Origin of the sequence: Tepidiphilus succinatimandens (genome assembly GCF_006503695.1) — a bacterium.
Lineage (GTDB): Bacteria > Pseudomonadota > Gammaproteobacteria > Burkholderiales > Rhodocyclaceae > Tepidiphilus > Tepidiphilus succinatimandens.
Genome location: NZ_SBIK01000014.1, coordinates 52,113 through 77,206, shown reverse-complemented (window position 1 = coordinate 77,206; position 25,094 = coordinate 52,113). Strand labels below are relative to the sequence as shown.

The window sequence follows — 25,094 nt, the reverse complement described above, 5'->3', positions numbered from 1 at the left end:
CGGGCCGTGCCGCAGGCGCGTTTGAAGTAATCCGCCTGCTCGGGCGTGGGACGAAGGGCGATCTTGTGGGTGAGGTGCATGGTCAGTCACTCATCGCCAAGAAGTTTTGCCGCCTTGCCCGTGCTCATGGTGTTTTCCATGAACCCCATTATGGACTAATTTGCATTTTTTGTAATACGAGAGTTGGCTCCTTCATTCTCATTTTAGCGAAGCGGCGATGTCGATGACGAAGCGGTACTTCACGTCGCTTCTCAGCATGCGCTCGTAGGCGGTGTTGATGTAGTCGATGGGAATGAGCTCGATGTCCGAGACGATGCCGTGCTCGGCGCAGAAGTCGAGCATCTCCTGCGTCTCGCGGATGCCGCCGATGAGCGATCCGGCAAGACTCCGGCGCCGGAAGAGCAGGTTGAAGACGGCGGGCGAAGGATGCGGCTCGGAGGGGGCGCCCACGAGGGTGAGTGTGCCGTCGCGTTTCAAGAGCTGCAGGTAGTCGTCGAGCCGGTGCGGAGCGGCCACGGTGTCGAGGATGAAATCGAGCTGCTCGCGGTAGCGGGCCATTTGCTCGGGATCCTTGGAAATGCAGACTTCGTTGGCGCCGAGCCGCTTGGCGTCGGCCGTCTTGGCGGGCGAGGTGGTGAAGAGCACCACGTGGGCCCCCATGGCGTGGGCGAGCTTGACGGCCATGTGCCCCAGTCCGCCCAGGCCGACGATGCCCACCCGTTTGCCTGGGCCAACCTTCCAATGGCGCAAGGGCGAATAGGTGGTGATGCCGGCGCACAGCAGCGGCGCCACGGCGGCAAGGTCCTTTTCTGGATGCTTGATGTGCAGCACGAAGGATTCCTTCACCACGATGACCTGAGAGTAGCCGCCGTAGGTGTTTTCGCTGCCGGGGCCGCGGCCGTTGTAGGTGCCGACGAAGCCTTCGCTGCAGTATTGCTCCTCGCCGCTCGCACAGGCGTCGCAATGCCCGCAGCTGTCGACCATGCAGCCGACTCCGGCCAGATCGCCGACCTTGAAACGGGTGACTTTCTCACCCACGGCGACCACGCGCCCGACGATCTCGTGCCCGGGGACGCAGGGATAGATCGTGTTCTTCCATTCGTTGCGCGCCTGGTGCAGGTCGGAGTGGCAGACGCCGCAGTAGAGGATCTGGAGCTGCACGTCGTGTGGCCCAGGGTCGCGGCGAGCGATCTCCCAGGGAACGAGTGGAGAGTGTGGATCGAAAGCGGCATAGGCTTTGGCGGGAATGCTCATGGGTTGCTCCTCGAAACGGGAATGTACTGCAAGCGATCATTCATCGCTAGGCCCTCGCCCGGCGGTGTGCCAGCAAGAGGCCAACTTCCTCGTCGTATTCGAGATCGAGTCGGCGACCGACTGCCGACTCCATTATAGACAGCGGGACCGTGAAAATCAAGCCCTTTCCTGTGGTGACGAGGAGGGATGGCTGACAGGCGCTGGGTTTGGCGCTCCATGGCGCATAAACCCCGTTCCTGATCGGGTTGTCGCTACGGCAGACCAGTTCTATGATGCTTTCTGTCGTGCCGCTAGGGACAAGGGGCCATGAAGGGGGTCGATCGCGAAGTGCTGGAGGCGCTTTGCCGCTGGCAGGGCGGCGAAATGCCGCTGTGGCTCGTCACGGTGGTGCAGACCTTCGGATCGAGCCCTCGTCCGCCGGGGGCGATGCTCGTGCTGCGCAGCGATGGCGGCAGCGTGGGCTCGGTCTCGGGAGGATGTGTCGAAGAGGATCTGGCGGAACGCGCCCGTCAAGGGCGTCTGCCGCGGGCGCGGGCCGAGCGGGTGGACTATGGGGTCTCGGTTCAGGAAGCCCAGCGCTTCGGTCTGCCGTGCGGCGGCTTGTTGCGGCTGGTGGTGGAGCCCGTCCCGCAGGATGCGTCCTGGCCGAGGGAATTGCTCGCGGCGCTCCGCGAGCGTCGTCGCATGTGCCGCCGGCTCGAACTCTCGTCCCTGACGGTGAGCTTGAGGCCGGCAGCGCGTGGCGAGGTGATGCGTTTCGACGATGAGACCCTCGAGACGATTCATGGTCCAGCGCGGCGACTGCTCCTCATCGGTGCGGGGCAGATTTCGTCCTACCTTGCGCAGATGGCCCAGGCCCTGGACTACGAGGTCTTCGTGTGCGATCCGCGCGAAGAGGTGCGAGCCCAGTGGCCGGTGCCGGGCAGCGTGCTCTTGCCGCACATGCCCGACGATGCGGTACTCGCGCTCCAGCCCGATGAGGATACGGCGGTGGTCGCGCTCACGCATGATCCCAAGCTCGACGACCTGGCCCTGCTCGAGGCGCTGAAGTCGCCCGCTTTCTACGTCGGTGCGCTCGGCTCGCATCGCACCAATGCCGCCCGCCGCCAGCGCCTGGCCGAGTTCGACCTGACGGAGGAGGAGATCGCCCGCCTCCATGGCCCCGTGGGTCTGCCTATCGGCAGCCGCACGCCGCCCGAGATTGCGGTGTCCATCCTCGCCCATCTCATTGCCGAACAGCGAGGGGCCCTTCCAGCGGGAGGATTGCCTCGTATCCATGCCAGAGGAGAAACTCTATGATTGCATTCACGCTCAACGGCCGGCCGACCACGGTCGAGGCCGATCCCGGTACGCCCCTCCTGTGGGTGCTGCGCGACCAGCTGCAGCTCACCGGGACCAAATACGGCTGCGGCATCGCCCAGTGCGGTGCCTGCACGGTGCATCTCGACGGGCGGGCGGTCCGCTCCTGTGTCACGCCGGTATCGATGGTGAGCGACAAGCGCGTCACCACCATCGAAGGGATCGGCGAGACGCCGGTCGGCCGCGCCATCCAGCGAGCCTGGCAGGAGGTCGACGTGCCACAGTGCGGCTACTGCCAGTCGGGGCAGATCATGGCGGCCGCAGCCCTGCTCGCCGAGCACCCCCATCCGAGCGAAGCGCAGATCGTCGCGGCGATGGATGGCATCCTCTGCCGCTGCGGTACCTACAACCGGATCCGCACGGCGATCCTCGAAGCCGTGAAAGGAGGTGTGTGATGAATCCCCGGGAGGAAGTACTGCGTCCGGCGCGGCGTCGGTTCCTGCGCGATGCAGCCCTGCTTGCCGGTGGGCTCGTGATCGGTTTCCGTTTGCCCGAGAAGGGCGGGCGCGCCTGGGCTGCCGAGGAAGCGGCGGCCGGGGCGGCGAAAGTCTATCCGCCGAACGCCTTCATCCGCATCGCCGCGGACGATTCGGTCACGCTCATCGTGAATAAGTCCGAGATGGGCCAGGGGGTTTATACCTCGCTGCCCATGCTCATCAACGAGGAGCTCGACGCGCCTTGGGAGCGCATCCGCGTGGAGGCGGCGCCGGTGGCGGCGGTCTATAACCATACGCAGTTCGGCATCCAGCTCACCGGCGGCAGCACCAGCGTGGCGTCCTCTTGGGAGCAGCTGCGCCGCGTCGGGGCGAGCGCCCGCATGCTGCTCGTCCAGGCGGCGGCACAGCGTTGGGGGGTGCCGGCGAGTGCGTGCAAGGCCGAGAACGGGCGCATCTTCCACCCCGACGGCCACACCTCCCTGAGCTACGGCGAGGTCGCGGAAGAGGCGGGCAAGCTGCCTCTGCCCGCCGAAGTGCCCTTGAAGGATCCAAAGCACTTCAAGTGGATCGGCAAGTCGCTCAAGCGCCTCGACACGCCGGAGAAGATCACCGGCAAGGCGGTCTTCGGCATCGACGTGCGTCTGCCCAACATGCTGACGGTGCTGGTGGCGCGTTCCCCGGTATTCGGCGGCAAGCTCAAGCGCTTCGATGCCACCGAGGCGCTGAAAGTCCCCGGCGTGGTCGGCGTCTATGAGGTCCCCACCGGCGTGGCGGTGGCGGCCAACGGTTTCTGGCCGGCGAAGACGGCGCGCGACCTGCTGCAGATCGAGTGGGACGAGGGCGAGGGGGCGGCCCTGAGCACCGCCAAGCTGCGGGAGGACTACTTTGCGCTCGCCCGCACGCCGGGTGCCGTGGCGCGGCGCGATGGCGACGTGGCATCCGGCCTCAAGGCGGCGGTGAAGGCGGTACGTGCCGAGTACGAAGTGCCCTATCTGGCGCATGCGCCGATGGAGCCGCTCAACGTCACCGTCGATCTGCGCCCGGATCATTGCACCATCTGGACCGGCACGCAGTCGCAGACGCTCGACCGCATGGCGGCTGCCGCCGTGGCGGGCCTCCAACCCGAAGAAGTGGAGATCCACACCACCTATCTCGGCGGCGGCTTCGGTCGGCGGGCGAATCCGCATGCGGATTTCGTCACCGAGGCGGTGCAGGTGGCCAAGGCCGTCGGCCGGCCGGTGCAGGTGATCTGGACGCGCGAAGACGACCTGCGCGGCGGCTACTACCGGCCGATGTGGGTCGACGTGATCGAAGCGGGAATCGGCAAGGGCGGCAAACCCGTGGCGTGGAAACACACCCTCGTCGGCCAGTCCATCATGGAGGGCACGCCGATGGCGGCGGCGATGATCAAGGATGGCGTCGATGCCGCCTCGGTTGAAGGAGCGGTGACGCTTCCCTACCTGATTCCGAACGTCCAGGTCGAACTGCACAGCCCGAAGCATCCCGTGCCGGTGCAGTGGTGGCGCTCGGTGGGGCATTCGCACACGGCCTTCGTCGTCGAGACGATGATCGACGAACTGGCCCACCTCGCGCGCCAGGATCCGGTCAAATTCCGCCTGAGCCTCCTGCCGCATGGCTCGCGTCATCATGCCGCCTTGCAGCTCGCGGCGCAGAAGGCCGGCTGGGGCAAGGTGAAGCCCGCGCCGGGCCATGCTTTCGGCGTGGCGGTGCATGAATCCTTCGGCAGCGTCGTGGCCGAAGTGGCCGAGGTTTCGCTGGAAAACGGCCAGGTGCGGGTGCATCGCGTCGTGGCGGCGGTCGATTGCGGCCGGGTGATCAACCCCGATGGGGTGGTGCAGCAGATCGAGGGAGGCATCGTCTACGGCCTGGCTGCCGCGCTGCACGGCGAGATCACGCTCGAGGGAGGTCGGCCGGTGCAGTCGAACTTCCACGATTATCCCATCTTGCGCCATTCCGAGATGCCGCGGGTGGAGGTGTATCTCGTGCCGAGCGAAGCGCCGCCGAGCGGCGTGGGTGAGCCGGGCACGCCCCCCATCGCGCCGGCGGTGGCCAATGCGCTCTTCGCTCTCACGGGGAAACGGGTGCGGCGGCTCCCTTTCGCACGGGAAAACCTTGCCTGAGGAACCGGAAATCGCCGCCTTGGTGCTCGCGGCGGGGCAGGCGCGGAGGTTTGGGGCGGACAAGCGGCTGGCGCTACTCGAAGTCGAGGGGCGCATCGAGCCGCTCATCGTGCGGGCGCTGCGGTCCTGGGTCGAGGTCTTCGAACGGGTCGCGGTGGTGCTGCGACCGGGCGACGAGGCGGTGCGAGGCGTGTTGTCGGAGACCTTCGCGGATCGCCTGCGCTTCATCGAATGCCCCCGCGCCGACGAGGGGATGGGGACGAGCCTTGCCGCGGGCGTCGCCGCGACCGCCGAGGCCACAGGCTGGGTCGTCGGGCTTGCCGACATGCCCTGGGTGCCGCGAGCCGCGATCGCGGGAGTGCGCGACGCGCTCACGGCGGGCGCGGTACTCGCCGCAGCCTGCCGCGCCGACCGGCGGGGACATCCCGTCGGTTTCGCCGCCCCTTACCGGGCTGAACTGTTGGGTCTGACGGGCGACGTGGGGGCCCGTCTGCTCCTTCGGCGTGACGCCGAGCACGTGGTCGGCGTTGCGATCGACGACGCAGGCATCTTCGCCGACGTCGATACCCCGCAAGACCTTTTTTCCAGGAGTGAATGATGAAGAAACCCGCCGTGACCGAAGTCCCGATCCATCCCTTGATCGCCGAGCGTTGGAGCGGTCGCGCCTTCGACGAAACCAAGACCGTGACGCGCGAGCAGGTGATCTCGCTGCTGGAAGCGGCGCGCTGGGCCCCCTCGTGCTACGGCGATCAGCCCTGGCGCTTCGTCGTGTGGCATCGCACCCAGGATCCGCAAGGATGGGAGAAGGCGTTCGCCACGCTGTGGCCGTTCAACCAGGCGTGGGTGAAACGCGCTTCGCTCCTGGTGCTCGTCTGCGCCGATCCCATTTTTTCCTACAACGGTGAACCCAACGCCTGGGCCGAATACGACTGCGGCGCCGCGGCCGAGAACCTCTGCCTGCAGGCGGTGGCGCTGGGGTTGATGTCGCATCCCATGGCCGGGTTCGATCCTGAGGCACTCCGTGCCGTGGCCGGCGTGCCGGAGCGCTACAAGATCGTTTCGCTCATCGCCGTGGGCCATCCGGCGGAGCCGGACGTGCTCGACGGGGAACTCGCCGAGAAAGAACGCGCGCCGCGCGAGCGCCGTCCGCTGGCGGAGCTCTGTTTCGCGGGGAAATGGGGCAAGAGCCTCTGATTCAGCCGTCTTTTTCCAGATCCTCCACCACGACCGAGAGGGCGTTGGTGGAGATCAGCACTTCCGCGAGCGACAGCAGCAGGGAGAGCACCAGGGCGGCGAGGCTCGTGCCGAAGAGGATTTTGCCGAGCAGGGTCTCGTGCACGAAGAGGGCGAGCATCGACAGCGCGCACAGCAAAAACCCCAGCACGCCAAACCCTTGCATGTATTTGATGAGCATGATGCGTCGTTTCAGGCCTGGGATCTGGCGGCGGATGACCTCGGCCTTGCGATCGGGCGAGGCGTGCAGTTGCCGGATGATCTGGGCGAGCGCCAGGAAACGGTTGCCGTAGGCGAGCAGCACGAGTGAGATCGCCGGAAAGAGGATCGCGGGCGTGGTCAGGTCCATGATGCGATTTTACCTTCGCCGGCGCGCCAGTATCTCGCGGTAGAAATTGAGCACCGAACCCTCGTCCTCGCGCTGCTGGCGCCAGGCGAGCGGGATGTGCGCCGGGTCCATCGGCTGCCACGGTTCGGCGCTCGAGAACCCCGCCTGCGGGCGGTTCGCGTCCCACGGAATGGGGGTGCGCGAAAGGTCGCGGGCGCTGCGGTTCATCTCGGCGAGGATCTCCGCCTCGGGTTGACCCTGGGCGCGCAGGGCGGCGATGCGGCGCAGGCTCAAGGGGTCGCGCAGGTCGGACGAGCGCGTGAAACGCGCATTTGGCAGACCCAGTTCCTGCCCCTGATAGAGCACGGCAAGCCCCCGCTGCAGGTAGGTGGCGGCGGCAAAGGCTTTGGCGGCCTGGGCGCGGCGCTCGGGCGGAGCCCAGCGCGAGACGATGCGCGGCAGATCGTGGTTTTCCAGGTAGAGCGCCGGCAGCGCCCCGTGCGGGGCGAGCGCCCGGTACCAGGAGCGCGCCGTGTCGGAGAAGGCGCGGGTGTCGAGCCCGGGGCGGCCTTGCGCATCGGTCGTGTCGATGTGCCATAGCTCGAAATGCAGCAGTGCCGACAGCGGCCCCTGCGGCTCGCCCACCCAGGCGGGCGCCTCCGTGGCGGCGATGCCGTTCGCCTCGCCCAGCGTGAGGTGGTCGCGCGTGATGCCGGCGCGCTCGGCGAAGTCGCGCACCCAGTCGAGGAGCCCGGGGCGGGCGAGGAAGCGCGACCAGGCCGGGCGCGGGCCGCCGGGTTCGCCAGGGGCGACGTCAGGCAAGCCTTCTTCTTTCTTGAGCACGGTGAGGGCGTCGAAACGAAAGCCGTCGACGCCTTCGTCGAGCCAAAAGCGGGCGATCTCGGCAAGCGCCTGGCGCACCGCCGGGTTGCTCCAGTCGAGGTCGGGCTGCTCGGGAAAGAAGAGGTGCAGGTAATACTCGCCCGTGACTTCGTCCCGCGTCCAGGCGGGGCCGCCGAAGATGCTTTCCCAGTCGTTGGGCCGCGCACGCCAGTAGTACCAGTCGCGCCGGGCAGAGGTTCGGCTCGAGCGCGAGTCGAGAAACCAGGGGTGGCGCACGCTCGTGTGGTTGATGACCAGATCGAGCAGCAGGCGCATGCCGCGCCGGTGCAGCTCGTCGCGCAGGCTGCGGAAGTCGGCCATCGTGCCGAAGTCGGGGTGCACGTCCAGATGGTCGCTCACGTCGTAGCCGTAGTCGGCGTTGGGCGAGGGGTGGATGGGGGCGAGCCAGAGGGCGTCGACCCCGAGCCAGCGCAGCTCGTCGAGCCGTTCGGTGAGGCCGGCCAGATCGCCGATGCCATCGCCGTTGCCGTCGGCGAAGCTGCGTGGCCAGACGGTGTAGACGACGCATTCCTGCCAGGGGCGGAAACGGGGCGGCATGATACTCGGCTCGGAAAAAGCGATGATCCCAGTGTAGCAGATGCCCGTGTCTGCCTATAATGACTTCACGATGCGGCCGGGGAGAGGGCGATGGAACGCTTGCGCGGGGTGAATCTGGGTTCGTGGCTGGTGCTTGAGAAGTGGATGGTGCCTAGCCTCTTCGAAGGGGTGGAAGCCACCGACGAGACGACGTGGTGCGTCGCATTGGGAGAGGAGGCCGCACCCAGGCTGCGGGCGCACTGGGCGCGCTGGGTCACGCGGGAGGATTTCGCCTGGATCGCCGAGCGGGGGCTGAACGCGGTGCGCATTCCCTTCGGGCACTGGGTGCTGGGGCCGCCTTATCCCTACCATCCGGTCTATGGGGCGCGGCGCGAGCCCTTCGTCACCGGCGGCATCGAGGTACTCGACCGGGCGCTGCGCTGGGCCGAAGAATTCGGACTCAAAGTGGTGCTCGACCTGCACGCAGCCGCCGGCTGCCAGAACGGCTTCGACAACGGCGGCATCTTGAACGTCTGCGACTGGCACACCAAGGAAGAATACATCGACCATTCGGTCGAACTGCTGGGGCGGCTGGCCGAGCGCTATCGCGCCGAACCGGCACTCTTCGCCTTCGAGGTATTGAACGAGCCGCGCTGGGACGTGCCCACCGAGATCCTCAAGCGCTACTACGAGCGCGCCTACGCGGCGATCCGGGCGCACTGCCCGCCCACGGTCGGGGTGATGTTCCACGACGGCTTCCGCGACTGGCGCGAGTATCTCGGTTTCATGAACGCGCCGCCGTACGAGAACGTCTGGTTCGACGTGCACCGCTACCAGTGCTTCACGCCCGAGGATCTCGAGGCAGACATCTACGAACACCTGCGCAAGACGGTGGTCGATCTGCGCGCCGAGGCCGATGCCATCGGGCGCGAGCTGGGGCTGCCGACGGTGTGCGGCGAATGGAGCCTGGGGCTCAAGCTGCAGGAGGTATCGCTGTGGGCCGACGGGCCGACCACGCACCCGCTCGAAGGGTTGGACGCCTTCCAGCAGGAGGTGGCGCTGCGCGGCTACGCGGCGGCGCAGCTCCTCACCTTCGAGCGCTATCGCGGCTGGTTCTTCTGGAACTACAAGACCGAGACGACTCCGGCGTGGTGCCTGCGCGAGGCGGTGGCACGCGGCTGGCTGCCGGCACGTTTCAATTGAGGAAAACGACGCGCTGAACGCCGGGATAGGGCTGGTGATGCGGCCAGAAGATCGCCAGCGTCGCGTCGGGTAGGCGCTCGCGCAGCAGCGCCACCGGGTCGAATTTGCCCGGTGCGGGCAGGGCGTCGGCCGGGGCTTCGTAGAACACCCACGCGGGCCGTTCGAGCAGGGTGCGGGCGAGCGCGAGCCGCTGCTGGACCGGCGCGGTGAGGGTGCGGTTCCAGTCGTCGTGCTCGTCGAGCCGTTCGATGAGCGCATCCGCCCCTACGGCATGCAAGGTGTCGATGACGCGCTTGCGCTCGACCTCCGCTGGATCGCGCGGATAGGTGAGGGCGGCGATGAGCGGCCCTTCGGGCAGGAAGGGCCGCTGTGGCACGAAGGCGAGCGTCTCGCCGTCGGGCAGGATGATGTTGCCCTGCCCCCAGGACCACACGCCGGCGATGGCCTTGAGAAGGGCGATGCCTGTGTTCGGGTCTCCTACGAGCTGTACGGTCTCGCCGCGCGTGAGGGTGAGCGAGAAATTCTCCAGCACGGGGTGGCCGTTGGGCAGCGTCAAGGTGAGCCGCTCGATCGCGAGCTGCCCCGCGGGGCCGACGCTGCGGCAGATCTGCCCCGGCAGGCATAGCCGCTCGATTGCCTCGAGTTCAGTGAGATCTTGGTATAAGGCTGCTGCCCGTTCGATCGAAGCATGGCAGCGAGCGATATCGCCCATGCTGTGGATGGGCCAGGAAAGCGCGTTGGTGAGCCGCTCGAAGGCCTGCGCCGCCTGCATCAGCATACCGAGCGTGAGCGTGCCGGCGATATAGTGCGGTGCGAGCACGAGGATGGGGAAGACCGGCAGGAGCGTGCCATAGGCGGTGGAAAACGACACCAGCCCGAGGTAGCCCAGCGATTGTTTCCACCAGGTGCGTGCGAGCGCGTCGAACCGCTCGCGCGTCAGGCGGCGCTCGGAGGCTTCGCCTTGGGCGAGCGCGATCGCTTCCGACTTGTCGCGGATGTGCGACAACCCGTAGCGAAAGTCGGCTTCGCGCGACTGCTGCTGGTCGGTGGCCCGGGTGAGCGGTCGGCCCAGCAGGACCCCGGTGATCGTGCCGATGCCGGCATAGGCAAGCGCAAGCCAGACCATCGTGCCGGGGGGAGACTCGTGCGGCGTGGCGCCGACCACCCACAGCACATCGACGAAAAGCACGATGGAGGCGAGCGAGTAGAGCAGCGAGTGGAAGAGCTCCACCGCCACTTCGGTGGCGATGCGCACGTCTTCGGCGATGCGGGCGTCGGGGTTGTCGTGCGCGCCGGGCAGGTGGCGCAGGCGGTGGTGGTGACCGCGCGCGAGCCAGCTCTCCAGCAGCTGTTCGGTGAGAAAGCGCCGCCAGCCGAGCTGCCAGCCGCGCTTGACGAGGAGGTGGACGCCCGTGACGGCCACGCTCAGAAGGAGGATGGTGAGGAAGGTAGCGATGAGCGCGGGCAGTTCGACGAGATCGCGGCGCTCCAGCGCATCGAAGAGCGCCCGCTGCCAGTGGTTGGTCCACAGCGCCAGCCCGACCATGGCGAGCGTGAGGGCCACGAGCACGAGCGCACCGCCCCAGGCCCGCGGCCGACGATAATAGCGCAGGCCCAGCAGCAGAAAGGGCAGCAATGGCGGAGTCGTAGGGTTCGGTGCGCTCATGGCGTGGTTGCGGCGAGCAGGCGGCAGGCGAAGGTGGCGGCGCCCTTCAAGCCCAGCAGGGGGTCGTCGGCGAGCAGGATCGGCAGCGCGGCGAGCGTCTCCCCGTGCCGTTCCTTGGCGGCGAAGGCACTGCGAAAGGCCGGAGTCTCGAGCCAGGGGCGCAGCGCCGCGGCGAGCGCGCCCACGAGGTATACCCCACCCAGGGTCCAACCGATGAGGGCGAGGTCGCCAGCGCAGGCACCCAGCGTGCGCACGAAGGTGGTCACCGCTTCTTGGGCGAGCGCTTCCCCCTTTTGGGCCGAGGCCACGATCTGCGGCGCCTCCGTCCACGGCGCGATTCGGCCGCGCTCGGCGGCAAGAAAAGCGGCGAGCCGCACCAGACCGGGGCCGCAGAGCAGGCTTTCCCAGGAGGCGATGCGCCCTTCGCGGGCGAGCCAGGCGCTCCAGGAAGTGAGAAAGGGGGGATCGAAGCCGCCGAGGTCGGCGTGTCCGCCTTCGCTGGGGAAGACGCGCACCGTCTCGCCCTCGCGCAGAAAGAATCCCATGCCCAGTCCCGTGCCGGGGCCGAGCACGGCAGCAAGCCCCGGCCGAGGTGCTCCCCGTTGCAGGACGTGGAGCGTCTCGGGCGCCGCAGCGGCGATCCCGTGCGCCTGGGCGGCGAAGTCGTTCATCAATTCGACCCGCGGCCAGCCATGGCGGGCGGTCAAGGCATCGGCGTCGATCGTCCATGGGCGGTTGGTCAGCCGCGCGCGCCGCCCCGTCACGGGCCCGGCGAGCGCGATCACGGCGAGTTTCGGTTCGGCTCCTGGGGGACATTCGGCGAGGAAAGCCTCGAGCGCCGCGTCGAAATGGGGGAAGGCATCATCTTCGAGTACCCGCTGGCACAGCGGCTCCCAGGCAGGAAGGTGCCGCGAAAAACCCGCTGTGCTTGGGGTGTCTGCCGTTGACGCGCGCTGCGGGGGTTTTTCGCGGTCCTCGGGCGCCGCTTCGCTTTCCCGCCAGCGCGCGAGCAGGAAACGGGCGCGCGTGCCGCCGACGTCGGCAGCGAGAAAGAGAGGGGCGGCCGTAGGAGTCATGCTTCGGCTCCGTAGGGCAAAAAACGCGCGCGCCACAGAATTTGCCGTTCCGCCGGGGGGAAAGGGGCCACGAGGGCGGCGGCCACGCGGGCGGCGGGCGCGGAGAGGAGGCCGGCGGGGAGGGTGCCCAGGCGCTGGTCGACGGGGTGGGGGAGCACCGGCCCCAGACCGCAGCGGCTCGCGCGCACCACCAGGAGTCCGGATGCGGCCGCATCGGCGATCGGTGCTTCCCACGCTTCGGGGACGCTGCCGTGTCCCGGCAGCAGCAGCACTGCCGCGGCGGCCCCCGTTTCCTGGGTCTGCCGCAAAGCCTCGGGCGCGTCGAGCGCCGTGGCCGAAAGGAGGGCGACCGTCGGCCAAGGATGGGGCAAGGGCAGCGGCGAGGCACGTTCTTCGAGCGGCGGCGGTCGCCAGGGAAAGGCCGAGCCGAGCGCGCCTCGCGGTTCGGCGGCAAACGGCTGGAGCGCGAGCGTGTGTGCCTTGCGCAGCCCCATCGCGGGGAAGACCGCTTCGCCGAAGACGAGGAAGACGCCTGGCGGGGTGTCCGGATCGGCGGCGAGGCGGATCGCGTGCAGGAGGTTGCGCGGCCCGTCGGCCCCGGCTTCGGAAGGCGGGCGCATGGCCCCGGTGAGCACCACGGGCTTGGTCGGCGCCAGGGTGAGCGCGAGGAGCGTGGCCGTCTCTTCCAGCGTGTCGGTGCCGTGGGAGAGGACGAGGCCGGCGAGCTCCGGGCGCGCGAGGGCTTGCGTGATCGCGGCGTGCAGCCTCAGCCAATGGTGCGGCGTGGCGTCCTTGGAATCCATGGCGAAGGGCGAAGCGAGCTCGAGCTCGGCGTACTGGCCTGCCTCGGGGATCGCTGCGAGCAGGGCCTCGGGCGAGAGCGCCCCGGCGTGGTACGCGATGCCCCGGCCGGTGGCGGCGAGGGTGCCGCCGGTGGCGAGCCAAAGCAAGCGCGGGCGAGGAGGTGCGGCCATGGGGAGTGCACTGAAATGCTGTCGTGAAAGTTTAACAGTTCGTTCCCACGGCGCGACGGTTTTGCCGTGACCCATCCCTGGAGGGCGCAGGGTTCTCCCGGCGAAACCACTGCGAACGGGGGCGGGCTTACACGGCGTGGGGCTGGAGTGCGTCTTCTTGGCGCTGCTGGTGGCGCCACAGCTCGGCGTAGCGTCCGCCCCGCGCGAGCAGCTCGGCATGCCGGCCGCGTTCGACGATGCGCCCTTCTTCGAGCACCAGGATTTCGTCGGCGTGCATCACGGTGGAGAGGCGGTGCGCGATCATCAGGGTGGTACGGCCTTGGGCGATGCGTTCGAGCTGTCCCTGGATGGCGCGCTCCGTGGCCGAATCGAGCGAGGAGGTGGCTTCGTCCAGCACCAGGATGCGGGGGTTCTTCAGCAGCACCCGCGCGATCGCCACGCGCTGCTTCTCGCCGCCAGAGAGCTTGAGCCCACGCTCGCCCACCCGCGTCTCCAGCCCCTCGGGCAGGCGGGCGACGAGCTCGTCGAGCTGGGCAGCGCGGATCGCCGCCCAGACTTCCTCGTCGCTCGCCTCGGGCCGGCCGTAGCGGATGTTGTAGCCCAGCGTGTCGTGGAAGAGCACCGTCTCCTGCGGCACGATGCCTACGGCGCGGCGCAGGCTCTCCTGCTTCAGGTGGCGTACGTCGATGCCGCCCACGCGTACCGCCCCGCCGGTGGCGTCGTAGAAGCGGAAGAGGAGCCGCACCAGGGTGGACTTGCCCGCGCCGGAAGAGCCGACCACGGCCACGGTACGCCCGGCGGGGAGGGTGAAATCCACTTCGCGCAGGATGGGGCGGCTGGGATCGTAGTGAAAGGAGACGCGTTCGAAACGCACCTCCAGCGGCCCCTCGGGGAGCTCGAGTGCGTCCGGGGCGTCGCGCACTTCCTCTTTTTCGTCGAGTAGGGCGAAGAGCCGTTCGAGGTCGACCAGCGCCTGGCGCAGCTCGCGGTAGACCACGCCGAGGAAGTTGAGTGGCAGGTAGAGCTGCAGCAGGAAGGCGTTGACGAGGACGATGTCGCCCAGAGTCATGACGCCCGCCTGCACGCGCGCCGCGGCGAGCCCCATCATGGCGACCACGCCGGCGGTGATGATGGCCGCCTGGCCGAGATTGAGCCCGGAGAGCGAGAGTTGGTTGCGGATCGCGGCTTCCTGCCAGCGTTCGAGATCCTGGTCGTAGCGGCGCCGTTCGTACGCTTCGTTGGCGAAGTACTTCACCGTCTCGTAGTTGAGGAGCGCATCGACGGCGCGGCTGTGGGTCTGCGCGTCGATCTTGTTGAGCCGGCGCCGCTGCACGGTGCGCCAGTTGGTGACGACGATGGTGAAGGCGACGTAGGCGATGAGGGTGGCGAGCGTGATTGCGCCGAAAGCCGGCTCGTAGCGCGCGAAGAGGATGGCGAGCACGAGCGAGATCTCCACCAGCGTGGGGGCGATGGAGTAGAGGGTGAAGTTGATGAGGCTGCCGATGGCGCGCGTGCCGCGCTCGAGATCGCGGGTGAGCGCCCCGGTCTGCCGTTCGAGGTGAAAGCGCAGCGACAGCGCGTGCAGGTGGGAGAAGACTTCGAGCGACAGTGCGCGCACCGCGGCTTGGGTGACCCGCGCAAAGAGCAGTTCGCGCAGCTCGGTGAAGAGCGAGGTGCCGAAACGCGCCAGCCCATAGGCGAAGACGAGGGCGATCGGGGCCGCGGTCCAGCGCGGCGCCTGCGGCGGCAGCGACAGGAGATCGACCAGCTCCTTGAAGAGCAGCGGCACGGCGACGTTGGCGAACTTCGCCGCGATGAGGGCGGCGAAGGCGCCGAGCACCCGCCAGCGATAACGCCACAGGTAGGGCCATAGCCGCGCGATCGTCTCGCGCAGGTGCAGGGGGCGGGTGGCGCCCTCGGCCGGCGGCGGGAGCGAGGAATGGCCGCGCATCGCTCAGGCGGGCTTGGCCGCGGCCTCGCGGTAGCGGCGCAGCAGGCGCAGGAGCTCGTCTTCGTCGTAGGGTTTGCCGAGATAGGCGTTGGCACCCAGCGCCATCGCGTGCGCCTGGTGCTTCTCGGCAAGGCGCGAGGTGATGAGCACGACCGGGAGATGGCGCGTGCGCGCATCGGCCCGGATCTGGCGCAGCAGCTCGAATCCGTCCATGCGCGGCATCTCGATGTCGGAGAGAATGGCCACCGGCAGACGTTCCTCGGAGGTGAGCTTTTCCAGCGCCTCCATGCCGTCCTTGGCGAGCAGCACCTCGTAGCCCTCCCGTTCGAGGAGCCGTCCGGTGATGCGCCGTACGGTGAGCGAGTCGTCGACCACCAGCACCAGCGGTTTGGCGGGAGATGGGCCCCGCGCCTCGGCCTGCGCTCTTGCGACCGAGACCTCGGCGGGCGTGCGCGCGAGCGCCACGGGGTTGAGGATGAGAGCGATCTCGCCGTCGGCAAGGAGCGTCGCGCCCAGCATACCGGCGATGCGCTTGAGGTGCGGTCCGGCCGGCTTGGCGATCACCTCCTGGTTGCCGGCAAGCCCATCGACGTGCAGCGCGATCCGTTCTTCGCCCGAGGCGAGCAGCACCACCCAGTTGCGGCGATCGAGCGGTTTGGGCTGGTCGGGGCGATCGAGCAGATGCGGCAGATAGCGCAGCGGATAGGTCTTCCCTTGCCAGAGCAAATGCCCCATCTGCTGCGCGGCGCGCAGCGCCTCGGCCGGGAGGTGTTCGGTTTGAACGATGAGATTGGCCGGAATCGCCCAGCGTCGATCGAGTGCGCGCACGAGCAGCGCCTGGGTGATGGCGAGGGTAGTGGGCAACAGGATGCGGAAGGCGGTGCCGCGGCCGGGGGCGCTCGTGAGGTCGATGCGCCCGCCCAGCGCCTGGATTTCGCTGTGGACGACGTCCAGCCCCACGCCGCGGCCGGCGATCTGGCTGAGCTCGCTGGCGGTGGAGAATCCGGGCAGGAAGACGAGCCGTGCGAGGCTTGCTTCGTCGGGTTGGGCATCGGGGCCGAGCAGCCCGGCGGCGCGGGCGCGTTCGAGGATGGCAGCGTAATCGAGGCCGCGGCCGTCGTCCTGCACCCGCAGTTCGATCTCGCTGCCGAGATTGCGCACGGCCAGCGTGATCTGCCCGAATTCGGGCTTGCCTGAGGCCCGCCGTTCCTCGGAGGATTCGATGCCGTGGGCGACGGCGTTGCGCAGCAGGTGCTCGAGCAGCGGCACCATGCGCTCGAGCAGTGCCCGCTCGAGCGTGACCTGAGCGCCTTCGATGTCGAGGTTGACGCGTTTGCCGAGTTCCTTGGCCGTCTGACGCACGACCCGGTGCAGGCGAGCCGCGACGCTGGCGACCGGCGCCGAACGTACCTGCATCAGTTCGTACTGCACCTCGCGGGTGAGGCGGGCTTGCTGGTTGAGGGCAGTTTCGGCGCGGTCGAGGTGCGACAGCGCGCTTTGCTGGATGGTGGCGACGTCGGCGATCCCTTCTGCGAGCAGGCGCGTGAGTTCCTGCAGGCGCGTGTAGCGGTCGAGTTCGAGTGGATCGAACTCGGCCTGCGCCGTCTCGGCCGTGTGCAGGCGCGTCTGCATCTGCGTCTCGGCCTGGATCTCGAGCTCGCGCAGATGGGTGCGCAGGCGGATGACGTCGTCGGTGAGCTCGAGCACGGCGCCGCGCAGGGCGAGAAGATCCTGTTCCGCGCGCGCCCGCAGGACGCCGATCTCGCCGGTGTCGTTGACCAGCCGGTCGATGGTGGCGGCGTGCACACGCAGGGTGACGTGGGCGGTCTCTGCGCTTTCCCGCGCCGGGACGGGGGGGAGGGATTCGGTGCCGGCCGCGGCAGGGGAGGGAGTCTCCGCCGTTGCCAGCGCAGGCAGGGCGGCAAGGCGGCGGAAGAGCGCATAGGCGGCTTCGATGCCGTTGCGCGCGAGCTCGCGGGCCGCGGGCCCGGCTTCCTTGAGTTCCTGCTCCAGACGGTGGATGCGCTCGCCGAGCTCCAGCGCGCCGGCCATGCGGGCGCTGCCCTTGAGGGTATGCAGGGTACGGGCGATCGCCTCGACGTTTTTCTCGTCGCTCGTTTCGTCCCAGCGGTTGAGCTGCTCGAAGAGGCTCTCGAAGAGCGTCTCGCCCTCGTCGAGGAAGACCGGCAGGAGCTGCGGGTCGATTTCCTGGGCGACTTCTTCCACAGGAGGCGCTTCTCGGGCAGTTTCTGGGACCTCTGTGGGGGGGGCGGCTTTCGCCTCGACCTCGTTGGGAGCGGTGGGTTGGGGTGGAGGCACCGCTGCCTGAGGAACGGTGCCGACGGCTTCGATGAGGGGCAGCAGATCGGCGGGAGGTTCGGGAATTTGTCCGGCTTCGACGCGCTCGAGGGCGGCGCCGAGCCGCTCGGCAGCAGCGCGTAGGACCGTGCATTCCTGTGCGTCGGGGGCGCGCTGGGCCTTGGCGAGGCGCTCGAGCGCGAGTTCGAGCGCCCGGCCCAGCTCGTGCATCTCGAAGACCTTGGCGGTGGCCGAGATGCCGGCCAGCGTGTGGATGTGTCGTACGAGAGGCTCATCGGGCGGCTGGGCGGCCTCCTCGTCGAGGTAACGGCGCAAGGCGGCGAGCCGCTCGCGCGCTTCTTGGCGGAAGGCATCGAACACGGCGCGCGAGACGCTGCGATCCCCGAAAACGTGTTTCGGCGGCTCGGGAGGCGGAAGAGGTTCGGCTGGCGGTGCGGCCTCGGGGCTTTCGAGCGAGCGCAGGCGCTCGGCTTCGGCCGCGAGCGCGGCGGCCTGCGCGGGCGTTTCGATCCGGCCGGCAGCGATTGCCTCCACCCAGTCGGCGAAGAGACGGTGTGCCTGCTGGAGCAGCTGCATCAGCGCGGGGGTGGCCGGCCATTGCCGCTGCAGCCAGGTATTGAGAGTCTGCTCCAGGGCCCAGGCGCACTCGCCGAGCTCGGTGAGACCAACCATGCGGCCACTGCCCTTGAGGGTGTGGATGCCGCGGCGCACCTCGGTGAGCGCTTCGAGATCGTCCGGTCGTTCCTCCAGATCGGGAAGGCGGCGCTCCAGGGTGGCGAGCACTTCGCGCGCTTCTTCGAGGAAGATGTCGAGGAGTTCTTCTTCGATCGCACCGCCGGCCGATGCCTGGGTCTCGCTCGGCGGGACAGGGGGTCTGGCCCGTTCGACGGAGGCCTCTTCGGGAGAGGGGGCCTGAATCGAGGCGAGGGAAGCTGCTGCGGGCGAAGATGCTTCTTCTTTTTCTTCCTCGAGCAGCAGCGTGGCGCCGAGTTCCTCTCCTTCGGCCGCGAAGAGTTCCTGCAGGGGGATGGCGGTGGCCTGGGGGGCGATCGCTGCGGTTTCCTGGAGGGACTCGCCGCGCGCCAGCGCCTCGGCGCGGGTATGGAGATGGGCAAGGGTCTCGACGAGCCGGTGCTGCTCGGCCTCTTCGAGGCTGCCGTGTTCGGCCAGGCGTTCGACCAGGGGAGGAAGCTGGCCGAGTGCTTTGGCTTCTTCGTCGGCGCCGATGAGCAGCAAGGTGGCGCGGGCTTCGGCGATCAGGCGGTTGATGCGGTCCTGGTCGAGGGGTTCGGTCGGATCGCGGTAGTAGCGATCGAGCAGGGTCTCGGCTTCGGCGAGCAGACGGGAGAGTTCCCTTCCGATGCTGCGGCTGTCGGCTTCGGAAGCCTGGGCCTCGATCTCGGGCAGGGGGCGGTTGTCGATGAGGGCGCGCAGCCGCTCGACCTGCGTCTGGAGCCGCTGCTCGGTGCGCTCGTCCCAGTGGGCGGCGCGGCAGTAGGCCGAAAGGACGAGGAGCGTGCGGGCGAGCTCGAGCTGGGCCTGTGCGGCCATGGAGTCGTTGGGATGATCTTCCATCCATTGGACGAGGGCGGCGAGCGCCTCGATGGCCTGCTCGATGCTCTTGCGCCCCAGCGGCTGGGCGAGGCGGCGAACCGCGTCGAGATCCTGGGAGAACGAACCCAGGTGGAAGACGGGAGCCTGGGTGAGCCGTTCCCAGTGCTCGGCCAGTCGATCGAGCCCCTCGGCCAGGGCGTCGAGTTGGGCGCGCAGGGGAAGCTCGGGCAGGGGGAGATCCTGGTCTTCCAGGGCCTCGGCGAGCCGCCAGTGCTCGTGCAGCAACTGCTGCGCCCGGCTGTGGGGCTCGAGCTGGGCGACGGGATGGGTGAGTGCTTGCAAGAGCCGGCGGGGTGGGCGAGAGAATTTCCCGGCGTGGCGCATCGTGCGGTGCAGGTCGTGCAGGATGCGCTTGGAAGCCTCGTCGCGCGCCAGACGCCCTTCCCTGAGGGCGTCGGCATAGGCGAGCGCGGCCAGCCATAGGGGCTCCAGGGGGCGGCCGGCATCCAGCTTGAGCAAACCCGCGAGCGCCTCGCGGATGGGCGTGAGGGAGGCGACGGCTTCGCGCTCGTCGGCCGGTTTCAGCCAGCCGACGAGGCCCTGTTCGAAGCGGCGCAGCAAGGCGGCGCGGATGCGGGCTTCGTCGGAGACGACGGGCTGAGGCTGAGGTTGGATCGAGACTTCGAACTGGAAGAGATCGCTTTCGGCGGCGGTGGAATCGCCGGCGAGCGCGGCGAGCTCGAGGTAGTGCCGACGCAGGCGCAGCGGCTGGTCGCGTCCGGCGTGGATGAGCTCGAGGAAGTAGTTTTCGGCGGCGACGGCGGCGCGGTACAGCCGCTGCAGGGCTTCGGGATCGGGATCGGGCCGGGCGGAGATTTTTTCCAGGGCGCGGCCGAGCAGGTCGACGTAGTCGGCGAAGCCTTCGAGGCCCGCGACGATGAGCACGCCCCGGGTCTCGTGCAACGCCGCCCTGGCCTGCCGCAGTGCCGCGGGGTCGTTGTGCGCGCTGGCCCGCTCACAGGCCAGACGCGCCCCCGCGAGGACGCGTTCGACTTCTGGGGCGATCCAGGATAGGGGTTCGGAGGCGGGGCGATGCACCATGGCGTTCGTCTCGGGCGATCAGACGCGGAAACCGGCGACCGAACCGCGCAGATCGGCGGCGAGCTCGGCCAGCGATTCGACGGATTGGACGGTGCGTTCCGTCCCTTCCCGGGTCTGCTGCGTGATGGCGAGGATTTCGCGCATGAGGGCGGAGACCTGGGCGCCGCGTTCGGCCTGGGCCTGGATGTCGTGGGCGATCTGGGTGATGCGGGTGGCGGTCTCTTTGGCGACTTGCGAGATTTCCTCGAGGGCGGCGCCGGCCGAATCGGAGAGCGCCGTGCCGGCGACGACCTCGCGCGTGGCCGCTTCCATCGAACCCACGGCGTCCTGGGTGTCGGCTTGAATGGTCTTGACGATGGCGGCGATCTGCTTGGTGGCCTCGGCCGAGCGCTCGGCCAGCCGCTGCACTTCCTCGGCCACGACGGTGAAGCCGCGCCCCGCCTCGCCCGCGGCCGCGGCCTGGATGGCAGCGTTGAGCGCGAGCACGTTGGTCTGGTCGGTGATGTCGGAGATGAGTTCCACGATCTCGCCGATCTCCTGCGAGGATTCGCCCAGCCGCTTGATGCGCTTGGCGGTTTCCTGGATCTGGTCGCGGATGCGGTTCATGCCCTCGATGGTTTCATTCACCGCCTGCGCCCCTTTGGCCGAGGCTTCGAGCGAGCGGCCGGCGGAGGCGGCGGCGCCTTCGGCGGAAGCGGCCGTCTCATGCAGGGCGTGGGCCATGTCCTGGACGATGCCGTCGGCCTCTTCGATCTTTTCGGTCTGGGTCTGGGCCGCTTCGAGCAGCTCGCCGGAGATGCGGCGCGCTTCTTCGGTGGAGTCGGTGATGCGCTCGGCCGTGTCGTTGATGCGCCGTACCAGCGAGGCGAGCTCTTCGATGGCGTAGTTCACCGAGTCGGCGATCGCCCCCGTGATGTCTTCGGTGACGGTGGCGCGGATGGTGAGGTCGCCGTCGGCCAGGTCGGAAATCTCGTTGAGCAGCTGCATGATGGCCTGCTGCGTGCGGGCGTTTTCTTCTTCGAGCCGCTGCCGTTGGCGTTCGGCCTCGAGCTCCCGGGCGCGGGCGTCGTCGAGATAGGTCTTGCCCAGGGCGAGGAAGACGAGAATGAGGACGACGGCCGCCGCGATCATACCCTGATAGCGGGTCGAGAGGGCGTCGTCGCCGGCTTGCTGCACGCTCTGGCGCAGGGCGCTCGCTTCGCCGAGCATGCGTTCGAGCCGTTGGTCGATGGGGCGCAGGGCCGCCGCGACGTCGGACGGTTCGCTCGGGGGGGATTCGAGGAGTTTCTGCAGCTCGGGGCGCAGCTCGTTCCAGCTTTTCTGGAGCGAGCCGGCGTGCCCGGCGAGGCGCTCGTCTTCCGTAGCCATGTCCGACAGGGTGCGCAGCGCCTCTTCGAGGCGGCGGCGTTGCCCTTCCAGGGCTTTCACGGCCTCGGCATCGGCTTGGAGCGCCCGGGGCAGGGTTCGCCCCAGGTCGCTTAGGGCGTCCCGGGCCTGATCCGCCACAGCGAGGCGTTCGCGCGTGCTTGCCGCGGTGTAGCTGGCCGAGGCGACGAGGCCGACGAGGCCGAGGATCGATACGATCAGCAGGACCGACAGGAGAAGGATACGCTGCCGCAGCGCTCCCCCCTTCGTGCCGGGGGTCGTGGAGGTGTCGGCGGCCTCAGCAGGGGTGCGGGAGGAAAACAGACGAAACGCCATGGTAAGGTCCTCGTTGCTCGGATGCGGTCTTCAGGTCAGCTCGAACCGAGGAGGGACGAGCCGGAATCGATGCCATAGAAAAGCGGGTCGGTGATGAGCCGGCTCGCGTCGATCAGGATGCAAGGCCGGTCGTCATCGGGTGCCCGATAGGCGCGCACGTGCCAGGGGCGGGAAAGGGGATGCTCCATGGGCGTGAAGGACTCGAGGGGCCGCAGGCCGACTGCCTCGGGCAGCAGGAGCGCCGTGTTTTCGATGAGGCGGGTGGCCAGCACCAGGAGTTGCGCACGTTTGCTCCTCTGGGTGGGCGTGTGGTTCTCCAGCCAGCAGAGGTCGACCACGCCGATGAGGTTGCCGCGCACGTTGGCCAGACCCCGGTAACAGGCGGGGGCGCGGGGAACCGGGGCGAGGGTGAATTCGTTGGCGATGGCGGAGGCGTCGGTGAGGGGCAGCAGCAGCCGGTGACCGGCGGCGGGGAGCACCAGCCAGTGCTCGGTACGGGCGGCAGAGGCCTGGGCGAGCCGTTCGGCGAGCCGTTCCTGGAATTCGCGCAACGAAGTCCGTCGGGCCATGGGCGTCATTCCATGCTGCGGATGGCGGCAAGGAGCGCCGTTTCGTCGATGGGCTTGACGAGGTAGGCCACCGCGCCTTGCCGCAGGCCCCAGGCGCGGTCGGCTTCCTGGCCTTTGGTGGTGCAGATGATGACCGGGATGTGGCGCGTGGCCGCGTCGCGATGCAGCTGGCGCGTGGCCTGATAGCCGTTCATGCCGGGCATGACCACGTCCATCAGCACGAGGTCGGGGAGCTCGGCGCGCGCGAGCGCGAGGGCCTGTTCGCCGTTCTCGGCGGTGAGCACCTGATAGCCCTCGCGGGTGAGGAGCTCGGTGAGGGCGAGCCGTTCGGTGGGAGAGTCGTCGACGACGAGGATACGGCGGATGGGCATGGGCTCAATCTCCTTTCGCCGGGGGTCGCGCCTCGGTCTTGGGCGGCCAGTGCCGGGCGATGGCCTCCAGCAGCTCGTTCTTGGTGAAGGGTTTGGTGAGGTACTCGTCGGAGCCCACGAGCTGCCCCCTTGCCCGGTCGAAGACGCCGTCCTTCGAGGTGAGCATGATCACCGGGATGTGGCGGAATTTGGGATTTTGCTTGATGAGGGCGCAGGTCTGGTAGCCGTCGAGACGGGGCATCATCACGTCGATGAAGATGAGATCCGGCGCGAACTCGACGACTTTGGCGAGCGCGGAAAACCCATCTTCGGCCAGCATGACTTCGTAGCCGGCCTGGCCGAGGAAGATCTCCGCGCTGCGGCGGATGGTGTTGCTGTCGTCGACCACCAGGATGCGTGGTTTGCGTTCGGTGTTCACGTCGGATCCCCGTTCTTGGCAGGCAGGCCGTGTCGGCGATGATCCATGATACCATGATCCAATGCAAACGCGTTTTTCTCGGTCGCCCGCGCGCGGCCTGTATCTGATCACCCCCGACGAGCCTGACGACGGCGCCCTCTTCGCGGCGCTGCGCACGGCGCTCGCCGCCCGCCCGGTGCTGGTGCAATACCGCAACAAGGCGCTCGACCGCGCCGCCAGGGCACGTCAGCTCGAGCGCATCGCACCGCTGGTGCGGGCTGCCGGGGCGGCGCTCGTCGTCAATGACGATGTCGAGCTCGCCGCCCAGTTCGAGGCCGGGGTTCATCTGGGCAAAGACGACGGTTCGATCGTGCAGGCGCGGCGCTTTCTGGGGCCGCACGCACTCATCGGGGCGAGCTGCTACGCGGAGCTCGGGCGGGCGCAGGCGGCGCTCGCCGAAGGGGCGAGCTACGTCGCTTTCGGGGCGATGTATCCTTCCCCGACCAAGCCCCAGGCGAGCCGCGCCTCGCTCGAACTCCTGCGCTGCGCCCGCGCCGAGCTCGCCGTACCGATCGCAGTGATCGGTGGCATCACTTTGGAGCGCGCCGACGAGCTCGTCGCTGCCGGGGCCGATTGGCTCGCCGTGATCTCGGATCTCTTCGCCGCGCCCGATCCGCTGGAACGGGCGCTCGCCTGGGCGGCGTGGCACAATCGCGTTTTCGGCACGGAAGGGAAGGAACGATGACGGATCGCAACGAAGCGTGGTTCGAACGGGCCCGGCGCGTGATTCCGGGCGGAGTGAATTCGCCGGTGCGGGCGTTTCGCTCGGTGGGGGGCACGCCGCGCTTCATCCGGCGCGCGCAGGGCGCGTATCTGTGGGACGAGAACGGCACGCGCTACATCGACTACGTCGGCGCCTGGGGGCCGGCGATCGCCGGGCACGCGCACCCGAAGATCGTGGAAGCGGTGCAGCGGGCGGCCGCCGACGGACTCTCCTTCGGCGCCCCCACGGCGCTGGAAGTGGAGATGGCCGAGCGGCTCACGGCGCTGCTGCCGTCGCTCGAGCTGGTGCGGCTGGTGAGCTCGGGCACCGAGGCCACGATGAGCGCCATTCGCCTGGCGCGCGGCTACACGGGGCGTGCCTGCATCGTCAAGTTCGAGGGGTGCTACCACGGTCACGCCGACGCGCTGCTCGTCAAGGCGGGCTCCGGCGCCCTCACGTTCGGGCACCCGAGTTCGGCCGGCGTGCCCGAAGGGGCGGCGCGCGATACCCTGGTGCTGCCGTACAACGATCTGGCGGCAGTGGAGGCGGCCTTTGCCGAGTGCGGCGACGAGATCGCGGCGGTGATCGTGGAGCCGGCTGCCGGCAACATGAACCTCGTCAAGCCGCGTCCCGGTTTTCTCGAAGGACTGCGCGCGCTGTGCGACCGCCACGGCGCGGTGCTCATCTTCGACGAGGTGATGACGGGGTTTCGCGTGGGGCTGCAGGGGATGCAGGGTCGCACCGGCATCCGGCCCGACCTCACCACGCTGGGCAAGGTGATCGGCGGCGGCATGCCGGTGGCCGCCTTCGGCGGACGGCGCGAGATCATGGAGTGCGTCGCCCCGCTCGGGCCGGTGTATCAGGCGGGGACCCTGTCGGGTTCGCCCGTGGCGGTGGCCGCCGGACTCGCTTCGCTCGAGCTCGTCGCCCAGCCGGGATTCTACGAGCGGCTCGAAGCGCTCACCGCGCGGCTGGTGTCGGGATTGCAGCGTGCGGCCGAGGAGGCGGGCGTGCCGTTCGCGGCCGATTCGCTCGGCGGCATGTTCGGCCTCTATTTCGCGCCCCAGGTGCCGGGTTCCTACGCCGAGGTGATGGCCTGCGACGTCGAGCGCTTCAAGCGCTTCTTTCATGCCATGCTGGCGGCGGGGCACCATTTCGCGCCCTCCGCCTTCGAGGCGGGGTTCGTCTCGGCGGCGCACACCGAGGCGGACATCGACGCCACGGTGGAAGCGGCGCATCGGGCGTTCGCTACCCTTGGGCACCTCGAATAACCTGCTG

At 68.7% G+C, this 25,094-nt stretch carries 21 protein-coding genes; 9 read left to right on the top strand and 12 right to left on the bottom strand.

What is annotated here, in order from left to right:
* Positions 1-227: hypothetical protein (locus EPD82_RS12495; protein ID WP_240803319.1), on the top strand; the 227-nt coding region annotated here is incomplete at its 5' end.
* Here the strand turns inward: EPD82_RS12495 and EPD82_RS09405 are convergent.
* A complete protein-coding gene (locus EPD82_RS09405; RefSeq protein ID WP_141056516.1) occupies positions 199-1,254 on the bottom strand; it encodes an NAD(P)-dependent alcohol dehydrogenase in 1,056 nt (351 codons plus the stop codon). The two genes, EPD82_RS12495 and EPD82_RS09405, sit on opposite strands and share 29 nt — an antisense overlap.
* Positions 1,255-1,560: 306 nt before the next feature.
* Here EPD82_RS09405 and EPD82_RS09400 point away from each other — a divergent pair, with 306 nt between their 5' ends.
* The 5 genes from EPD82_RS09400 to EPD82_RS09380 are packed head-to-tail and all read left to right on the top strand — an operon-like array spanning position 1,561 to position 6,385.
* Positions 1,561-2,553 (top strand): XdhC family protein, encoded by a 993-nt coding sequence (locus tag EPD82_RS09400; protein ID WP_055423859.1) that lies wholly within the window; start codon positions 1,561-1,563, stop codon positions 2,551-2,553.
* Positions 2,550-3,008 carry a (2Fe-2S)-binding protein gene (locus EPD82_RS09395; protein ID WP_141056515.1) on the top strand — a complete coding sequence of 153 codons (459 nt, stop codon included), beginning with the start codon at positions 2,550-2,552 and terminating at the stop codon, positions 3,006-3,008. The genes EPD82_RS09400 and EPD82_RS09395 overlap by 4 nt, the downstream gene beginning before the upstream one ends.
* A complete protein-coding gene (locus EPD82_RS09390; RefSeq protein ID WP_141056514.1) occupies positions 3,008-5,191 on the top strand; it encodes a xanthine dehydrogenase family protein molybdopterin-binding subunit in 2,184 nt (727 codons plus the stop codon). Before EPD82_RS09395 ends, EPD82_RS09390 begins: the two co-directional genes overlap by 1 nt.
* The gene (locus tag EPD82_RS09385) at positions 5,184-5,789 is read left to right on the top strand and encodes a nucleotidyltransferase family protein (RefSeq protein ID WP_055423862.1); all 606 of its coding nucleotides are present in this window, start codon (positions 5,184-5,186) and stop codon (positions 5,787-5,789) included. Before EPD82_RS09390 ends, EPD82_RS09385 begins: the two co-directional genes overlap by 8 nt.
* Positions 5,786-6,385, top strand: coding sequence for a nitroreductase family protein (locus EPD82_RS09380; RefSeq protein WP_198289055.1), 600 nt, complete (start codon positions 5,786-5,788; stop codon positions 6,383-6,385). Before EPD82_RS09385 ends, EPD82_RS09380 begins: the two co-directional genes overlap by 4 nt.
* A 1-nt stretch (position 6,386) precedes the next feature.
* Here EPD82_RS09380 and EPD82_RS09375 read toward each other — a convergent pair whose 3' ends face one another.
* Both EPD82_RS09375 and EPD82_RS09370 read right to left on the bottom strand, forming a co-directional pair.
* A complete protein-coding gene (locus tag EPD82_RS09375; protein ID WP_055423864.1) occupies positions 6,387-6,773 on the bottom strand; it encodes a DUF2721 domain-containing protein in 387 nt (128 codons plus the stop codon).
* A gap of 9 nt (positions 6,774-6,782) precedes the next feature.
* Positions 6,783-8,192: an alpha-amylase family glycosyl hydrolase gene (locus EPD82_RS09370; protein WP_141056513.1), complete on the bottom strand. Its 1,410-nt coding sequence runs from the start codon at positions 8,190-8,192 to the stop codon at positions 6,783-6,785.
* Positions 8,193-8,282: 90 nt separating this feature from the next.
* Here EPD82_RS09370 and EPD82_RS09365 point away from each other — a divergent pair, with 90 nt between their 5' ends.
* Positions 8,283-9,374 (top strand): glycoside hydrolase family 5 protein, encoded by a 1,092-nt coding sequence (locus EPD82_RS09365; RefSeq protein WP_055423866.1) that lies wholly within the window; start codon positions 8,283-8,285, stop codon positions 9,372-9,374.
* Here the strand turns inward: EPD82_RS09365 and EPD82_RS09360 are convergent.
* The 9 genes from EPD82_RS09360 to EPD82_RS09320 form a co-directional block, all read right to left on the bottom strand.
* Positions 9,367-11,040, bottom strand: a complete 1,674-nt coding sequence (locus EPD82_RS09360) for an ABC transporter ATP-binding protein/permease (RefSeq protein ID WP_082438424.1) — start codon at positions 11,038-11,040, stop codon at positions 9,367-9,369. The two genes, EPD82_RS09365 and EPD82_RS09360, sit on opposite strands and share 8 nt — an antisense overlap.
* A complete protein-coding gene (locus tag EPD82_RS09355) occupies positions 11,037-12,116 on the bottom strand; it encodes a glucokinase (protein ID WP_141056512.1) in 1,080 nt (359 codons plus the stop codon). Before EPD82_RS09355 ends, EPD82_RS09360 begins: the two co-directional genes overlap by 4 nt.
* Positions 12,113-13,090, bottom strand: a complete 978-nt coding sequence (locus tag EPD82_RS09350) for an asparaginase domain-containing protein (protein ID WP_170210818.1) — start codon at positions 13,088-13,090, stop codon at positions 12,113-12,115. The genes EPD82_RS09355 and EPD82_RS09350 overlap by 4 nt, the downstream gene beginning before the upstream one ends.
* A gap of 127 nt (positions 13,091-13,217) precedes the next feature.
* The gene (locus tag EPD82_RS09345; RefSeq protein WP_141056510.1) at positions 13,218-15,041 is read right to left on the bottom strand and encodes an ABCB family ABC transporter ATP-binding protein/permease; all 1,824 of its coding nucleotides are present in this window, start codon (positions 15,039-15,041) and stop codon (positions 13,218-13,220) included.
* A gap of 3 nt (positions 15,042-15,044) precedes the next feature.
* Entirely contained in the window at positions 15,045-20,015 is a 4,971-nt protein-coding gene (locus tag EPD82_RS09340; RefSeq protein WP_141056509.1) for a hybrid sensor histidine kinase/response regulator, read from the bottom strand.
* An 18-nt stretch (positions 20,016-20,033) separates the two neighbouring features.
* Positions 20,034-21,716, bottom strand: a complete 1,683-nt coding sequence (locus EPD82_RS09335) for a methyl-accepting chemotaxis protein (RefSeq protein WP_055423872.1) — start codon at positions 21,714-21,716, stop codon at positions 20,034-20,036.
* A gap of 35 nt (positions 21,717-21,751) precedes the next feature.
* Positions 21,752-22,285 (bottom strand): chemotaxis protein CheW, encoded by a 534-nt coding sequence (locus EPD82_RS09330; protein ID WP_055423873.1) that lies wholly within the window; start codon positions 22,283-22,285, stop codon positions 21,752-21,754.
* Positions 22,286-22,290: 5 nt separating this feature from the next.
* A complete protein-coding gene (locus EPD82_RS09325) occupies positions 22,291-22,656 on the bottom strand; it encodes a response regulator (RefSeq protein ID WP_055423874.1) in 366 nt (121 codons plus the stop codon).
* A gap of 4 nt (positions 22,657-22,660) precedes the next feature.
* A complete protein-coding gene (locus tag EPD82_RS09320; protein WP_055423875.1) occupies positions 22,661-23,074 on the bottom strand; it encodes a response regulator in 414 nt (137 codons plus the stop codon).
* 61 nt (positions 23,075-23,135) lie between these two features.
* Here EPD82_RS09320 and thiE point away from each other — a divergent pair, with 61 nt between their 5' ends.
* Together thiE and hemL are read left to right on the top strand one after the other, a co-directional pair.
* A complete protein-coding gene (thiE, locus tag EPD82_RS09315) occupies positions 23,136-23,798 on the top strand; it encodes a thiamine phosphate synthase (RefSeq protein WP_141056508.1) in 663 nt (220 codons plus the stop codon).
* On the top strand, positions 23,795-25,087 hold the full coding sequence (gene hemL, locus EPD82_RS09310) for a glutamate-1-semialdehyde 2,1-aminomutase (protein WP_141056507.1): 1,293 nt from the start codon (positions 23,795-23,797) through the stop codon (positions 25,085-25,087). The genes thiE and hemL overlap by 4 nt, the downstream gene beginning before the upstream one ends.
* Positions 25,088-25,094: the final 7 nt, after the last annotated feature.

Excerpts from the sequence above, each read along its gene's own strand:
- EPD82_RS09370 (WP_141056513.1), bottom strand. The coding sequence starts at position 8,192 with ATGCCGCCCCGTTTCCGCCCCTGGCAGGAATGCGTCGTCTACACCGTC.
- EPD82_RS09380 (WP_198289055.1), top strand. The coding sequence starts at position 5,786 with ATGATGAAGAAACCCGCCGTGACCGAAGTCCCGATCCATCCCTTGATC.
- EPD82_RS09390 (WP_141056514.1), top strand. The coding sequence starts at position 3,008 with ATGAATCCCCGGGAGGAAGTACTGCGTCCGGCGCGGCGTCGGTTCCTG.
- EPD82_RS09400 (WP_055423859.1), top strand. The coding sequence starts at position 1,561 with ATGAAGGGGGTCGATCGCGAAGTGCTGGAGGCGCTTTGCCGCTGGCAG.
- EPD82_RS09325 (WP_055423874.1), bottom strand. The coding sequence starts at position 22,656 with ATGCCCATCCGCCGTATCCTCGTCGTCGACGACTCTCCCACCGAACGG.
- EPD82_RS09375 (WP_055423864.1), bottom strand. The coding sequence starts at position 6,773 with ATGGACCTGACCACGCCCGCGATCCTCTTTCCGGCGATCTCACTCGTG.
- EPD82_RS09350 (WP_170210818.1), bottom strand. The coding sequence starts at position 13,090 with ATGGCCGCACCTCCTCGCCCGCGCTTGCTTTGGCTCGCCACCGGCGGC.
- hemL (WP_141056507.1), top strand. The coding sequence starts at position 23,795 with ATGACGGATCGCAACGAAGCGTGGTTCGAACGGGCCCGGCGCGTGATT.
- EPD82_RS09395 (WP_141056515.1), top strand. The coding sequence starts at position 2,550 with ATGATTGCATTCACGCTCAACGGCCGGCCGACCACGGTCGAGGCCGAT.
- EPD82_RS09340 (WP_141056509.1), bottom strand. The coding sequence starts at position 20,015 with ATGGTGCATCGCCCCGCCTCCGAACCCCTATCCTGGATCGCCCCAGAA.
- EPD82_RS09345 (WP_141056510.1), bottom strand. The coding sequence starts at position 15,041 with ATGCGCGGCCATTCCTCGCTCCCGCCGCCGGCCGAGGGCGCCACCCGC.
- thiE (WP_141056508.1), top strand. The coding sequence starts at position 23,136 with ATGCAAACGCGTTTTTCTCGGTCGCCCGCGCGCGGCCTGTATCTGATC.
- EPD82_RS09355 (WP_141056512.1), bottom strand. The coding sequence starts at position 12,116 with ATGACTCCTACGGCCGCCCCTCTCTTTCTCGCTGCCGACGTCGGCGGC.
- EPD82_RS09405 (WP_141056516.1), bottom strand. The coding sequence starts at position 1,254 with ATGAGCATTCCCGCCAAAGCCTATGCCGCTTTCGATCCACACTCTCCA.
- EPD82_RS09335 (WP_055423872.1), bottom strand. The coding sequence starts at position 21,716 with ATGGCGTTTCGTCTGTTTTCCTCCCGCACCCCTGCTGAGGCCGCCGAC.
- EPD82_RS09330 (WP_055423873.1), bottom strand. The coding sequence starts at position 22,285 with ATGGCCCGACGGACTTCGTTGCGCGAATTCCAGGAACGGCTCGCCGAA.
- EPD82_RS09360 (WP_082438424.1), bottom strand. The coding sequence starts at position 11,040 with ATGAGCGCACCGAACCCTACGACTCCGCCATTGCTGCCCTTTCTGCTG.
- EPD82_RS09365 (WP_055423866.1), top strand. The coding sequence starts at position 8,283 with ATGGAACGCTTGCGCGGGGTGAATCTGGGTTCGTGGCTGGTGCTTGAG.